At 57.2% G+C, this 14,459-nt stretch carries 11 protein-coding genes and 1 tRNA gene; 6 read left to right on the forward strand and 6 right to left on the reverse strand.

Annotated elements, in window-relative coordinates; genetic code table 11:
* Positions 1 to 267: 267 nt before the first annotated feature.
* A complete protein-coding gene (locus ACR0BZ_RS04940) occupies positions 268 to 3,888 on the reverse strand; it encodes a vitamin B12-dependent ribonucleotide reductase (protein WP_480919600.1) in 3,621 nt (1,206 codons plus the stop codon).
* A gap of 541 nt (positions 3,889 to 4,429) precedes the next feature.
* Between ACR0BZ_RS04940 and ACR0BZ_RS04945 the strand changes: the two genes are divergently transcribed.
* Positions 4,430 to 4,864 carry a hypothetical protein gene (locus ACR0BZ_RS04945; RefSeq protein WP_480919601.1) on the forward strand — a complete coding sequence of 145 codons (435 nt, stop codon included), beginning with the start codon at positions 4,430 to 4,432 and terminating at the stop codon, positions 4,862 to 4,864.
* A gap of 14 nt (positions 4,865 to 4,878) precedes the next feature.
* On the opposite strand, the gene ACR0BZ_RS04950 is transcribed toward ACR0BZ_RS04945, so the two are convergent.
* The 4 genes from ACR0BZ_RS04950 to pdxH form a co-directional block, all read right to left on the reverse strand.
* Positions 4,879 to 4,955, reverse strand: a tRNA-Pro gene (locus ACR0BZ_RS04950).
* 43 nt (positions 4,956 to 4,998) lie between these two features.
* Positions 4,999 to 5,466 (reverse strand): DUF192 domain-containing protein, encoded by a 468-nt coding sequence (locus ACR0BZ_RS04955; RefSeq protein WP_480493098.1) that lies wholly within the window; start codon positions 5,464 to 5,466, stop codon positions 4,999 to 5,001.
* Between the two features lie 7 nt (positions 5,467 to 5,473).
* Positions 5,474 to 5,980, reverse strand: a complete 507-nt coding sequence (locus tag ACR0BZ_RS04960; protein WP_245220458.1) for a cold-shock protein — start codon at positions 5,978 to 5,980, stop codon at positions 5,474 to 5,476.
* Positions 5,981 to 6,122: 142 nt separating this feature from the next.
* Positions 6,123 to 6,728 (reverse strand): pyridoxamine 5'-phosphate oxidase, encoded by a 606-nt coding sequence (pdxH, locus tag ACR0BZ_RS04965; protein WP_480480787.1) that lies wholly within the window; start codon positions 6,726 to 6,728, stop codon positions 6,123 to 6,125.
* A gap of 135 nt (positions 6,729 to 6,863) precedes the next feature.
* On the opposite strand from pdxH, the gene fabI reads away from it, so the two are divergent.
* The 5 genes from fabI to trpE all read left to right on the forward strand — a co-directional run bounded on the left by fabI (position 6,864) and on the right by trpE (position 12,826).
* Positions 6,864 to 7,670, forward strand: coding sequence for an enoyl-ACP reductase FabI (gene fabI / locus ACR0BZ_RS04970; RefSeq protein ID WP_267365343.1), 807 nt, complete (start codon positions 6,864 to 6,866; stop codon positions 7,668 to 7,670).
* A 4-nt stretch (positions 7,671 to 7,674) separates the two neighbouring features.
* Positions 7,675 to 8,184, forward strand: coding sequence for a xanthine phosphoribosyltransferase (gene gpt / locus ACR0BZ_RS04975; protein ID WP_267365342.1), 510 nt, complete (start codon positions 7,675 to 7,677; stop codon positions 8,182 to 8,184).
* Between the two features lie 21 nt (positions 8,185 to 8,205).
* Positions 8,206 to 9,381: an aminotransferase gene (locus tag ACR0BZ_RS04980; RefSeq protein WP_480919602.1), complete on the forward strand. Its 1,176-nt coding sequence runs from the start codon at positions 8,206 to 8,208 to the stop codon at positions 9,379 to 9,381.
* Between the two features lie 80 nt (positions 9,382 to 9,461).
* Positions 9,462 to 11,303, forward strand: coding sequence for a SurA N-terminal domain-containing protein (locus ACR0BZ_RS04985; RefSeq protein WP_480919603.1), 1,842 nt, complete (start codon positions 9,462 to 9,464; stop codon positions 11,301 to 11,303).
* 11 nt (positions 11,304 to 11,314) lie between these two features.
* Complete coding sequence (gene trpE, locus ACR0BZ_RS04990; protein WP_480472957.1) at positions 11,315 to 12,826, forward strand: anthranilate synthase component I; 1,512 nt, start codon at positions 11,315 to 11,317, stop codon at positions 12,824 to 12,826.
* A 47-nt stretch (positions 12,827 to 12,873) separates the two neighbouring features.
* On the opposite strand, the gene ACR0BZ_RS04995 is transcribed toward trpE, so the two are convergent.
* Positions 12,874 to 14,301, reverse strand: coding sequence for a divergent polysaccharide deacetylase family protein (locus ACR0BZ_RS04995; protein ID WP_480584487.1), 1,428 nt, complete (start codon positions 14,299 to 14,301; stop codon positions 12,874 to 12,876).
* Positions 14,302 to 14,459 lie beyond the last annotated feature (158 nt).

The following is a 14,459-nucleotide window of genomic DNA, read 5'->3' on the forward strand; positions in this document are numbered from 1 at the left end:
CAGTTTCGCCTTCCAGGCTCATTTCGTTGACCGCCCGGTGTTTTTTTGCCTGCGGCCTGGACTGCGCATGGGGCGAGCGCACCCGCCCCTTGAAAGAGTGGGAGGGAGCAAATATTCCGCCCCACCCTGTTCCCGGCCAACACGGGCATGTCGGCCGAGTGGAGAAAGGTCAGTCGGTAAGTCTCAGACCTGTTCTCCGTATTCGTCGGGGTCGGTTACTTAGGGCAGCGTCCGACCCCTACGCCCCGGGGTGCCGGGGCGTTAAAGTCAGCTACACCCGCTTGTCGCGCCGCAGGTGTTGCACTTCATGCAAGTGCCGTTACGCACCAGCGTGTAGTTTCCGCATTCGCCACAGGGGTCGCCCTCATAGCCCTGCATCTTGGCTTTGGTGCGGGCGTCCATTCCGGTTGCCACTGCCGTTTCGGTGGCAGGCGCTTCGAACACAGTTGCTGTTTCCGACATTCCGGCCACGTCGCCATAACTGCCGTTTAACACCATCAAATCCTGCGGCAGACGCTTGCGCAGATACCCGGTCGAGCTGATTTGTTTCAACACTTCCAAAGACTTGGACGCCGCAGTTTCACTGATTTCCGAGACATTGGAAACGCCTTCCTCTTCTCCGCGGCCAAGATCATCAAAGGTAGCACCCTCGGGTTTCACATGGGCGAGATCGGTACGGTCCAGATAAGACACGGCCAGTTCGCGGAAGATGTAATCCAGGATCGAAGTCGCGTTCTTGATCGAGTCGTTGCCTTGCACCATCCCTGCCGGTTCGAACTTGGTAAAGGTGAAGGCGTCGACAAACTCCTCCAGCGGCACGCCATATTGCAGGCCGACCGACACGGCGATGGCAAAGTTGTTCATCATCGCCCGGAAGCCAGCGCCTTCCTTGTGCATGTCGATGAAAATCTCGCCCAATTGACCGTCTTCAAACTCACCCGTGCGCAAGTACACCTTGTGGCCGCCAACGATTGCCTTCTGAGTATACCCCTTGCGGCGATGCGGCAGTTTCTCGCGATGGCTGCGGATGATTTCCTTGACCACAACTTTCTCGATCACCTTCTCGGCGAGAACGACGGCTTTTTCCTGTGCAGAGCCGCTTTCCAGCACCTCGGCCGCCTCGTCATCATCCTCGACCAGCGCAGCCGCAAGGGGCTGAGACAGTTTCGAGCCGTCGCGGTACAGCGCGTTGGCCTTTACACCCAGCGACCAGCTAAGCTCATAGGCCTTCTGGCAATCCTCGATTGTCGCATCATTCGGCATGTTGATCGTTTTGCTGATCGCGCCCGAAATAAAACTTTGTGCCGCCGCCATCATGGTGATGTGGCTGTCAACCCCAAGGAAACGCTTGCCTTTCTTGCCGCACGGGTTGGCGCAGTCGAAGATCGCGTAGTGTTCTTCCTTCAGATGCGGTGCACCTTCCAATGTCATGGTTCCGCAGACATGGTCGTTGGCTGCATCGATATCCGCGCGGGTGAACCCCAGATGGCGCAGCAAATCGAAGGTCGGGTCATTCAGCTTTGTCGCCGGAATACCCAGAACGCCGGTGCAGAAATCTTCACCCAAGGTCCACTGGTTGAACACGAACCGGATGTCAAAAGCGCTTTCGAGCGCGGCGTCCACCTTGGCCAACTCGTTCGGGCCAAAGCCATGACCCGTCAGTGAAGTGTGGTTGATCCCCGGCGCGTTGCCGATGGTGCCGTGGCCGACCGCATAGGATACAATCTCTTCGATCTGCGACGAGGAATAGCCAAGCTTTTCCAGCGCAGAAGGTACCGAGCGGTTGATGATCTTGAAGTAACCGCCGCCTGCCAGCTTCTTGAACTTCACCAGCGCAAAATCGGGCTCGATTCCCGTGGTGTCGCAGTCCATCACCAGACCGATGGTGCCGGTGGGGGCAATCACAGTGGCCTGTGCGTTGCGGTAACCGTTCTGCTCGCCAAGGCTCAGCGCCTCATCCCACGCCGACATGGCCAGATCGACCAAACGCTTGTCGGGGCAGTTACCATGGTCCAGAGGCACCGGCTTGACGGCCAGCTTCTCATACCCCTCGGTCACACCCTGCGCCGCGCGGCGATGGTTGCGGATAACGCGCAGCATATGGTCGGCATTGCGCTTGTATCCCTTGAACGGGCCAAGCTCACCGGCAATTTCAGCTGAAGTGGCATATGCCACACCGGTCATGATCGCGGTCAGGGCACCGCAGATCGCCCGCCCCTCGTCCGAGTCATAGCTGTAGCCCATGTTCATCAGCAGGCCGCCAATGTTTGCGTAACCCAGGCCCAGAGTGCGGAAGTCGTACGACAGCTGCGCGATTTCCTTTGACGGGAATTGCGCCATGGTTACCGAGATTTCCAGCGTCAGGGTCCAAAGGCGCGAGGCATGCATGTAGTCGGCTGCCTGGAACTCACCATCCTTGAGGAAGGTCAGCAGGTTCATCGAGGCCAGGTTACAGGCCGTGTCATCCAGGAACATGTATTCCGAACACGGATTCGATCCGCGAATTTCACCATCTTCGGGGCATGTGTGCCATTCGTTGACCGTGTCGTGGAACTGGATACCTGGATCGGCACAGGCCCATGCAGCGTGGCCGACTTTCTCCCACAGGTCCCTCGCCTTGACCGTCTTGGCAACCTTGCCATCGGTGCGGTTGATCAGCTCCCAATCGGCGTCTTTCTCAACAGCGGTCAGAAACGCATTGGTCACGCGGATGGAGTTGTTCGAGTTCTGGCCCGAAACCGAGCTATAGGCTTCCGAGTCCCAGTCCGTGTCATATGTCGGGAATTCGATGCTGTCGTGACCCTGCTTGGCATAATCCAACACACGTTTGATGTAAGTCTCGGGGATTGCTACCTTTTTCGCCTCGCGGATCGCCTTTTTCAGCGCTTCGTTCTTGTTGGGATCATAGGCATCCTCGGCAGCACCGTCCCATGAGCGAATGGCCTCGAAAATACCGTTCAGCATCTTCTCGTGCATCTTCGATCCGGCAACGATCGAGGCCACTTTCTGCTCTTCGATTACCTTCCATTCGATGAATTGTTCGATATCGGGGTGATCCGCATCGACAATAACCATCTTTGCTGCCCGACGGGTTGTCCCGCCTGATTTGATCGCGCCAGCGGCGCGGTCGCCGATCTTGAGAAAGCCCATCAGGCCCGAGGATTTGCCGCCACCCGACAGTGCCTCACCTTCCGCACGCAGATGGCTGAAGTTGGTCCCGGTGCCCGAGCCGTATTTGAACAACCGTGCTTCGCGCACCCACAGATCCATGATGCCGCCTTCGTTCACCAGATCATCATCGACGGACTGGATGAAGCAGGCATGTGGCTGCGGATGTTCGTAGGCGGATTTGGATTTGGTCAGTTTGCCGGTCTTGTAGTCGACATAGTGGTGCCCTTGCGCCGGACCGTCGATTCCATAGGCCCAGTGCAGGCCAGTATTGAACCATTGCGGGCTGTTTGGGGCGGCGCGCTGAGTCGCCAGCATGTACCGCATTTCGTCGAAATAGGCGCGCGCATCCTCTTCGGTCGAAAAGTAGCCACCTTTCCACCCCCAGTATGCCCACGCACCGGCCAGCCGGTCAAAGACCTGCTTGGAGGAAATTTCGCCGTCGAATTCAGCATCTTCAGCGGGAACCGACCGCCACAGGAATTCAGGAACGTCTTTTTCCTTAACTTTGGTCAGTTTGGACGGAACACCAGCTTTGCGAAAGTACTTCTGGGCAATCACGTCGCTTGCCACCTGCGACCAGGTTGACGGAACTTCGATCCCTTCCAGGCGGAACACAATGGTTCCATCGGGGTTTCGGATTTCAGATGTCGCAGACACAAAATCCAGTTCCGAATAGGCATCCTGATCTGGTTTGGTGAATTTTCTTTCAATCTTCATGTCCGCAGCCCTAGTTAAATTCCGCCTAATTTTCGGTTCACGGCACTACATTTTGAGTTGCGGAGCACCACCCGCAACGCCGACAGAAGCGCGCAAAGGTACTGGTCGCTGTTTTGGACAGCGAAAAAGCCGTTACAACGGCTGCACGTTAATAGACTGTGCTTATCCGACCCTCGCCTGTTGCCGTCCCGGCTTGAACACCAGATATTGTGGCAATCTCTTCAGCTCATACAATTTGACGTATATTACCATAGAAGGTCAACGCCCTTTTTCAGCCAAATTTAAAATCTTTTTTGTTGACCAGACCCAGACACGAGGAGTGTGAAACTCAAGGTCCGATTCCTCCACAGGCTCGCCTTCGGTAAATTTTCGGTCACAACTCGAAGTCTCAAATCGAATTACCGTTTTTACCAGCATAGTTATCTGTATTTGATCAACCAACGCCGCGCTGGTTAGGCTGAAAAGGAATCATCTTCGCCGGGTCTGTCGAACCCACGCTGAACGACCAAAGGTTCACTCCGGATTGAGAAAGGCCAAACGAATGAAGTTGCTTCGCTTTATCCCCGCATTGGCCTGCATCGTGGCTTGCACGCCACAAGAAACGCCGACCCCGTCACGTAGCGCGCTGTTCGAAACCCATCCCAAAAGGTTATTTGAGGCATTCGAAACCAGTTGTTCTGGTCCCGGCAAGGTCTTTAAAAAAATCGGCGCACAGGCTTTTGAATGTAGCGAGTATCTGCCCCCAAAAGCGGCGGCCTATTTGATTCTGAACTATGACGGATTACCGCAGGACCTGCCCCAAAGTGTCATGCGCCTGACAGCGTCAAAAACAGGTTCCGGCTATCGCGTCGACGCGCGATCGTACTTCAAAGTACGGCAGAAAAGCGGTTCGACCGTTGAAGTACCATTGGAAAGTGACACGCTGGATCAGGCCATCAGCTCGTTGTATCGGGCGATGGGCGGAACGCCCACATGAGAATGTGAAGGAAGTGGTCGGGGCGGCAGGATTCGAACCTACGACCCCCTGTACCCAAAACAGGTGCGCTACCAGACTGCGCCACGCCCCGGACCGTGCGCCTTCCTAACGATGCCAATCTGATTTGAAAAGCCCTAACAGGGCCAAATCGCAGGGCCTTGCGAAAAAATTTCGTGCTGCATCTGAGTGCCGACGCCGATAGAGTAGCGCGCGGACAATCCCGCATTGATTTCCAGCACCGCAAAAACGGCATCACCACCTTCAATCGGTGTCAGATCGCCGGGAATCGCTCTCTCATGTACATGTGTCACCGTGCCCGTACGGTCCAGAAATATCATGTCGAGCGGAATCAGTGTGTTCTTCATCCAGAACGCGACGGGTTGCGGTGGATCAAACACGAACAACATACCCGAACGATTCGGCAACGACTCGCGAAACATCAAACCCCTTGACCGCTCCTGTGGCGTAACCGCCACTTCCACGTCAAATCGGATTGTCGCGCTGTCGTTTCGGAGTGTGACATGGTCGGCGCTGCACGCAGCAAACGCCCCCCCTGTCCACAGCGTGATCAGAAGGGTCCAAAATGCCAGAAAACGAGTCATGGAACCGTCAGCCGTCCAGCGCGGCTTCCCAGGCGAGAACCTGCGCCGCCATTCGGCCGCGCTTGCCATCAATTACGCGCATCGCAAGCGCCTCTCCGGGCTGAAGGTCAGCAAGCCCCGAGCGCCGCAGCACTTCTATATGCAAAAACACGTCTTCACCGCGCCCAAAAACATTTGCGAACCCGAAGCCCTTGCCTTTGTCGAACCACTTCACCCTCGCGGCCTCCAGAGGGGCTTCTGCGATAGCGTCCGGATCCAACTCGGCGAAATCGGCCAGCATCATCGACTCGGCGCGCGCTGGCGGGTCAATTGCAACAACCTCAACCGCCTGAACACCTCTGTCCGTGCGGTGTGTCATGATCTCGATACCCGCTCCGTCCGCGACGGAACTTTGGCCGAAATTGCGCAATACGTTCACATGCAACAGAATATCCGGGCCGCCTTCGTCAGACACAACAAAGCCGTATCCCTTGGCGGGATCGAACCATTTCACGTGTCCACGGACGCGATACATGTTGTTCAGGTCTTCTGGCACGGTTTTCCCATCGCGAATTTTAGCAGTTCGTTAAGGGTCTGTTGTTTATGGGATTGGCGGGCAAATTCAAGCTGAAAAAATCGTTTACTTTCTGCCTGTTGCATTTCACGACACGTGAACGTCATGGATTCAACCTTTCAACATGCCATGCCGATCCCGGCTCAATTCGTTTCCATCTGAACCGGTCATGCAAGCGAAATGCTCCATCAGCCCAGAACTCAATCTCTGTCGGCGTTAATCGGTACCCGCCCCAGAATGGAGGACGAGGTGGATTCGGCCCAAGTTTAGCGGTCACTTTCGCGACCTCTGCCATCAAAGCTGTCCGACTTGAAAGCGGTTGTGACTGCTTTGAAGCCCAGGCACCCAAACGGCTTTTCAATGACCTTGATGCATAATACGCATCAGCCTGGGGCCCGTTTTCACGACATACTGTACCACGAACACGAAGTTGACGCCGCAAAGATTTCCAATGCATTACAAATGCAGCTTTTTCCGACGTATCCAACTCGTTCGCTTTGACGCTTTCGTAGTTTGTATAGAATACAAATGAATCCGCTTCGATTTCTTTCAGCAGAACCATGCGTGCATTTGGCAAACCATCCGGGTCAACGGTTGCAAGCGCAATCGCATTCGGATCATTCAATTCAGTTTCTTCAGCCTCAGCTAACCACCGGGCCGCAATTTTAAACGGATCGGAGCCAGCAAAGATGCCATCACGCTCGGTCATTTCCATCCCCTGGAAAGTATTAATGACGAGCCTAAGGCGAGAACCCGCTGCGAGCAAGAGCGCACGGCCTTGATGCAGCGCTACCAATGGCATAAACCATGCCAATCTAACGCGAAGACAGGCGGAGAACCAAACATGTCAAATCAGTTGATGGCCGGCAAACGTGGCCTCATCATGGGACTGGCCAATGACAAATCAATCGCATGGGGAATCGCCCGCGCCTTGTCCGAAGCCGGAGCTGAACTTGCCTTTTCTTATCAGGGTGACGCTTTAAAAAAACGTGTGGACCCGCTGGCTGCGCAATTGGGCAGCGAAATCGTTCTGCCCTGCGACGTGAGCGATGAGGCTTCAATTGATGGGCTTTTCTCGGCGCTGGAAGAGAAATGGGGCAAGCTGGACTTTATCGTTCACGCCATCGGTTTTTCTGACAAGAACGAATTGCGTGGACGTTATGTGGATACCAGCCGGGCCAATTTCACGCTGACGATGGATGTCTCCGTCTATTCGTTCACCGCGGTTATGCAGCGCGCGGAAAAGATGATGTCCGAAGGCGGCAGTGCCATAACACTGACCTATTACGGAGCCGAGCAGGTGATGCCCCACTATAACGTGATGGGTGTTGCCAAGGCCGCGCTGGAGGCGTCAGTAAAGTATCTGGCCGAGGACCTGGGCAAGGACGGTATTCGCGTGAACGCGATCTCGGCCGGCCCGATCAAAACCCTGGCTGCCAGCGGCATTGGCGATTTTCGCTACATCATGAAATGGAACGAGTACAACTCTCCGCTGCGCCGCAACGTGACCATTGACGATGTCGGCAAGTCGGCCCTGTACCTGTTGTCGGACCTCAGCAGCGGCGTCACCGGAGAGAATCTGCACGTGGATTCGGGTTACCATATTGTCGGAATGAAGGCCGTTGACGCCCCTGACGTGGAAAAAGGTTAAGAACATGAGCGCTAAGGACCGCCTGCCGCACGAAAAAGGATTTCACATCAGCTGGGACCAGATCCACCGCGACTCGCGCGCATTGGCGTGGCGTCTGGACGGGCAAGGCCCCGATGATGGCAGCTGGCGTGCTGTTGTGGCGATCACCCGTGGCGGCATGGCCCCTGCGATGATCGTCAGCCGGGAACTGGATATTCGTACTGTCGATACGGTCAGCGTCAAATCCTACCACCATCAAGCTCAGGGTGAGGCGGAAGTTCTGAAAGCACCCGATGCCAAGTTAATGGGCGACGGAACCGGAATTCTGATCATCGACGATCTTGTGGACAGCGGGAAAACCCTGGAACTGGTTCGAGAGATGTATCCGAACGCGCATTTTGCGACGGTTTATGCCAAGCCCAAGGGACGCCCTATGGTGGATACGTTCATCACCGAAGTCAGTCAGGACACATGGATCTTTTTCCCGTGGGACATGGCCCTTCAATATGTCGAGCCCTATCGCGGCACCGATTGAAATCAGATCAGTAGGCAGCACATGACGCTCAGCCGTACCGCCGCAACATTCGCGCCGCCAGTGATGGAAGCGCGCCGATGGCTCGAGGGCGTTACGTTCCCACCCGAACGCCCGCTGATCAACGTAAGCCAGGCGGCGCCGGTTGACCCGCCGCCGCTGGCCTTGCGCGAGGCTATGGCCGAATTTACCGTGCGCGAAGACCATGCGCATCTTTATGGCCCTGTGCTGGGAAATGACGATCTTCGCGCGGAACTGGCTGCGCAGATCAGCACGCACTACGCAGCAAGGGTTGGGGCACCTCAGGTTGCTATCACCTCAGGCTGCAATCAGGCGTTTTCAGCAGTGATATCGGCCATCACCGGTGAAGGGGATGAGGTCATTCTACCAACCCCTTGGTATTTCAATCATAAAATGTGGCTGGATATGTCAGGTGTCCACGCTGTGGACCTGAAGACCGGCGACGATTTGCTGCCCGACCCTGAGCGCGCACGCGCGCTGATCACGGACAAAACACGTGCCATCGCTCTGGTCACGCCCAACAATCCCGGCGGCGTTGAATACCCGGCAGACCTTGTCCGCGCGTTCTTTGAGCTGGCGCGCGAAACCGGGATTCACCTGATCGTCGACGAAACCTACCGTGACTTCGACAGTCGCAGCGGGCCACCACATGACCTGTTCCAGCAACCAGACTGGGATCAGACGCTGATCCACCTTTATTCCTTCTCCAAGGCCTACAGGCTGACGGGCCACAGGGTCGGCGCAATTGCAACGGGCACCGCACTTCTGGCTGAGGTCGAGAAGTTTCTCGACACTGTTGCCATTTGCCCCGGTCAGATCGGACAGTTCGCCGCGCTTTGGGGTATGCAAAACTTGTCGCAATGGCTGGCAGGCGAACGCGACGAAATACTCGACCGTCGCGCTGCCATCCTTGAGAGGATACCCGCACTGGAAGCTAAAGGCTGGCGTCTTTTGGGCCTTGGGGCGTATTTCGCCTATCTGGAGCACCCGTTTGACATTCCGTCCGACGAACTTGCCCGGCGTTTGGTGCGTGAAGCCGGTGTTCTGCTATTGCCCGGCACCATGTTCATGCCCGATCACCACCCGGACGGGAAACGGCAAGTGCGCATTGCCTTCGCCAACCTCGACCGCACAGGTTTGGGCCAATTGTTCGAACGGTTGCAGGGCCTGTCCTTCTAAGCTTGCCCCCCGGCGGTGTGCGTCGTATTCAAGGCAGCAACCGACAGGGCAGAACGCTGCCGTAATAACAAGAGGGCACCATGGCCGCAGGCGCTAAAAGTCTTTCGAAAACCTTTGTCTGGATTCTGATGGGCATGCTCATGCTGGGGCTCGCGGGGTTCGGTGCTGTCAACCTGAGCGGCACAGTCCGTACCGTGGCGCAGGTTGGTGATGAAAGCATCTCGATCGATGATTTTGTCCGCGAGTTGCAGCGCGAGATCCGCGCGGTTGAGGCGCAATCGGGTCAGCCCCTGCAAATGTCGCAGGCACGGGATCTGGGGCTGGACCGAAACGCGCTTGCCCGCCTGACGGCCTTGGCGGCGCTGGACAACGAGGTGAGCCAGCTTGGGATTTCCATAGGCGATGAGAACCTGCAAAAAGAGATCGTGTCAGTTCCGGCCTTTCAGGGCGTAGACGGCAGTTTCGACCGCGAGGCATACCGCTTTCAGCTTGAACAGGTCGGCATGACGGATTCCGAGTTCGAGACGGACCTGCGCAAAGAATCCGCCCGTACGATCGTTCAAGGTGCGATCATGGGGGGTGTGGAAATGCCTGCCACCGTGACAGAAACGATGGCCAACTACATTGGCGCCCGTCGCAGCTTTACCGTTGCGACGGCAGGGGCCGAGTCATTGGAAACCCCCGTGGCCGAACCGACTGACGCGCAGATTCAGACCTTCTATGACGAAAACGCTGAACAGTTCACCCTGCCCCGTACCAAACAGCTGACTTATGCGATTCTGTCTCCGGCCATGTTGGTGGACACGGTTAAGGTTGACGAAGATTCCCTTCGCAAGCTTTTTGAAGAGCGGTCGGACGAATATAATCAACCGGAACGCCGTCTGGTCGAGCGCCTGAATTTCCCGGATGAGCAAGCAGCCAACGACGCCAAGGCGCAACTTGAGGTCGGCGGAACGACTTTTGAACAACTGGTTCGCGATCGTGATCTGGAACTTTCTGATATCGATCTCGGCGACCTGACACGTGAGGATCTGGGCGAGGCCGCCGACGCCGTGTTCGCGGCAGAGCTTGACGCTGTTGTCGGCCCTCTGCCTTCGGTATTTGGCCCCGCCCTGTTCCGTGTCAACGGATCCCTGGCTTCAAACAGCGTTCCCTTTGAGGAGGCCGAACCGGCCCTGCGCGAAGAACTGGCGACAGAACGCGCCCGCCGCCTGATCGAGTCTCAGTCCGAAGACATAAACGACATGCTGGCTGGCGGTGCGACCCTGGAAGAACTGGCAAGTGAAACCGAAATGGAACTGGGTCAGATCGACTGGACCCGAGACAGCGCCGAGGACATAGCGGCCTATGACGGGTTCCGCGCGGCGGCCGAAGCCGTGCAAGAAGGAGATTTCCCAGAAATCGCATTTCTCGAAGATGGATCGATCTTTGCCTTGCGCCTGAACGACATTCTGCCGCGTCGCCCTGAACCGCTGGAAAGCGCACGCGACCGTGTCGCCGCTGCCTGGGTACAGGCAGAGACCAACAAAGCCTTGCTGGACAAAGCAAACGCCGCACTGAGCCAACTGGCCACTGATGGTGACTTCGCTGCGACTGGCCTGCCCTTCCGCGTTGAAAACGCACTGACGCGTACCGCGTTTCTTGATGACGTCCCCGCCAGTTTCATGAATGAAGTGTTTCAGATGGAACTCGGTGAGTTGCGCGTCATTGGTGGAAATGGTGCAGCCTTGCTGGTGCGTCTGGACGAGGTTCTTCCCCCTGAGGATTCCGACGAGCTGCGCCGGTTGCGCGACGCACTGGCAACGCAGATGGATCAGGCGCTGTCGCAGAATATTTTTGACGCATACGTACGGGACGCTCAGACCCGCGCCCGCCCGGTCGTGGATCAGCAGGCGCTAAACGCCGTGCAGGCGAGCTTTTAAGCGAGACCAAGATGGCCCTGACACCCGATTTCGATACCTTCGCACGCGCCTATGAAGCGGGCGAAAACCAGGTGGTTTACACACGTCTCGCCGCCGATCTGGACACACCCGTGTCGTTGATGCTCAAACTGACGGGCGCGCAGAAAGATGCGTTCATGCTGGAGTCGGTTACGGGCGGTGAGGTGCGTGGCCGCTATTCGATCATCGGCATGAAACCGGACCTGATCTGGCGCTGCCACGGTGAAACGTCCGAGTTGAACCGTTCGGCGCGGTTCGATGCCGACGCCTTTGCCGCGCAGGACGGCAATCCGATGGACAATCTGCGTGCCTTGCTAGCCGAAAGCCGTATTGAACTGCCAGACGACCTGCCTCAGGCTGCCGCCGGGCTGTTTGGATATCTGGGCTATGACATGGTCCGGCTGGTCGAATGCTTGCCGGGCGTGAACCCCGATCCGCTGGGACTGCCAGATGCGATCATGTTGCGCCCGTCTGTTGTCGCAGTATTGGATGGCGTCAAAGGCGAGGTGACGGTGGTTTCACCCGCCTGGGCCAGCGACGGTCAATCTGCCAAAGCTGCCTATGCGCAGGCGGCCGAGCGTGTGATGGATGCGGTCCGCGATCTGGAACGTGCGATGCCCGCCGAAACCCGTGATCTGGGCGACGCGCGCGAAATTGCGGCGCCGGTGTCGAACTTCACCAAATCCGGCTATATGGAAGCGGTTGAAAAGGCCAAGGAATACATCCGTGCTGGCGATATCTTCCAGGTAGTTCCAGCGCAGCGTTGGACGCAGGATTTTCCGCTGCCGCCTTTCGCGCTTTATCGTTCGCTGCGGCGCACCAACCCCTCGCCGTTTATGTTCTACTTCAACTTCGGCGGTTTTCAGGTCGTTGGGGCCAGCCCCGAGATTTTGGTGCGGGTGTTCGGCAGCGAAGTCACCATTCGCCCGATTGCAGGCACACGTCCCCGTGGCGCGACCCCCGAGGAAGACAAAGCGAACGAGCTTGACCTGCTGGCCGATAAGAAAGAGCTGGCCGAACACCTTATGCTTCTGGACCTCGGGCGCAATGATACCGGCCGCGTGTCCAAAATCGGCACAGTTCGCCCGACCGAAGAGTTCATCATCGAACGCTACAGCCATGTGATGCACATCGTGTCGAACGTGGTCGGTGAATTGGCGGAGGATAAAGATGCGCTGGACGCCTTCTTTGCCGGGATGCCTGCGGGCACCGTCTCGGGTGCGCCGAAAGTGCGGGCGATGGAGATCATTGACGAGCTTGAGCCGGAAAAACGCGGCGTCTACGGCGGTGGTGTTGGTTATTTCAGCGCAGGCGGTGACATGGACATGTGCATTGCCCTGCGCACGGCCATCGTGAAGGATCAGAAACTCTATATTCAGGCTGGTGGCGGTGTTGTCTATGACAGCGACCCCGAGGCCGAGTTCATGGAGACTGTTCATAAGTCAAACGCCATACGGCGTGCGGCGGAAGATGCCGCTCGGTTCACCGGAAACGGCAACAGTTAAAAAAACAAGGGCGGCTGATCAATTGATCACCGCCCTGTTTCAAGCTGTCACTGTACCTGCTTCATCAAGACGGCCGAGATCGGCGCCATCGCTACCCGGCTGCCGCGATCCTCAAGACCCCACAGCAACAGGGCCGAGATTGTCTCGGGCCGCACCCGCCCCAGCATGACAACGGTTCCTTCCTGACCTGCCCGGAACGCGGCCTGATCCAGGAACCGGCGCATGATTCTGGGATCCTGTCGCGCCCCATCGATATCGCGGAACACAACGCTGGACGGAATGCCATTGCGAACCGCCAACTTCTGGACAGTGTTCAGCCCATTGTCCTGTGTGATCAACCCGCGTCCGGTTCCGGCGGCAATCGCCGCGACCTGATCGGCCAGCTTGCGATTTCCTTGAATGCCGCTGTTCACGCCTTCCAGAATACCCACTGTTTCAGGCAAGGTGTCCAGCCACACAGACAAGGAAACTTCGGCATCCTGCGCGCTTGCTGCCTCGGGCAAGTCCGCAAGGGCCAGAACTTCGAACCCAGCCGCGCGGTGCCGTGCCATCTTTTCCGCCGCATCCGGATCAGACGGGTTCACGGCAAAGCTGATCGGGTAAGGGAAATCCTGCAACGCTTCGGCCCCGAATGCGCCTTCGTCATCAATCAGAATGATCGACATCAGCGGCTTAGATTCCGGGTTCTCGAACTTGGCGGCAAAACGTTCAATCGGTTTTTCCGCAGATGGCTGTTCGGAAATCGCCTGTTCTGCAACAGGTTCATCATCGCGTTCCGTCAACGGCAGAATACGTTTTCCGACAATCGAACTGGCACTTTCTTCCTGTTCTCCCCCGATCTGAGGCAGCGCAGCAATACGCGGAAGCTCACGGGGCAAGGTATCTTCATCCCCTTCCACCGCAATCGGACTGCTTTCAAATGAATTATCAGTCGTAGTGTCTTTTGTTTGTGGTTCAGCCTCGACCTGTGGCAACGGATTTGGTTCGGGCTCAAGAACTGCGACATCGGTTGTGTCAGACTCGGTCGGCGGCGTGGGGGTTTCATCAATTACAACCGGCACGGACTGTTCCTGCTGAACTGCGGGTACCTGGCTAGGCTCGGGCGGCGCAGCGGGGGCTTCGGTCATGACGGACACTTCGGTCGCCACCGTTGCAGCGGGCTCGTTCGGAGCCTCAGCCACTTTGCCAACCTCGGGCTGCGGCTCGGATGACGCTTCCAACCCGGACAAATCGGCCAGATCTTCGCTGGCATTATCGGCGGCTTCTGGCGCACGCGGGGCCAGTTCCACAAGATCGGCATCAGAAACATCCTCGGCAAGTTCAGTAGGCGCCTCTGGTGTTTCTGAAATCGTCGGCGCTGGTGCTTCGGTCGCAACAACCGGCGTATTGACCATCGGCGTGTTGAGCGACACGACCGCACCCAAGATCAAAACAACGATCGCCCCTGCGACCATTCCTCCGAAAAATCCGCCCATATTTCCTGCCTTTCGCCTCTTTTCCCTGCCTCGCCCTGCTCTGCGCCATCTGGTGTGGCGCTCGGTCAATTGGAGGCGTCAGAAACCGTATGTCCTCTTGACGCTGCCGCCCAAGCCTGAGCATGTATGTGCGGACATTATACCGTGGCCCGGGGTTG

Source organism: Ruegeria sp. P8, from assembly GCF_056534665.1.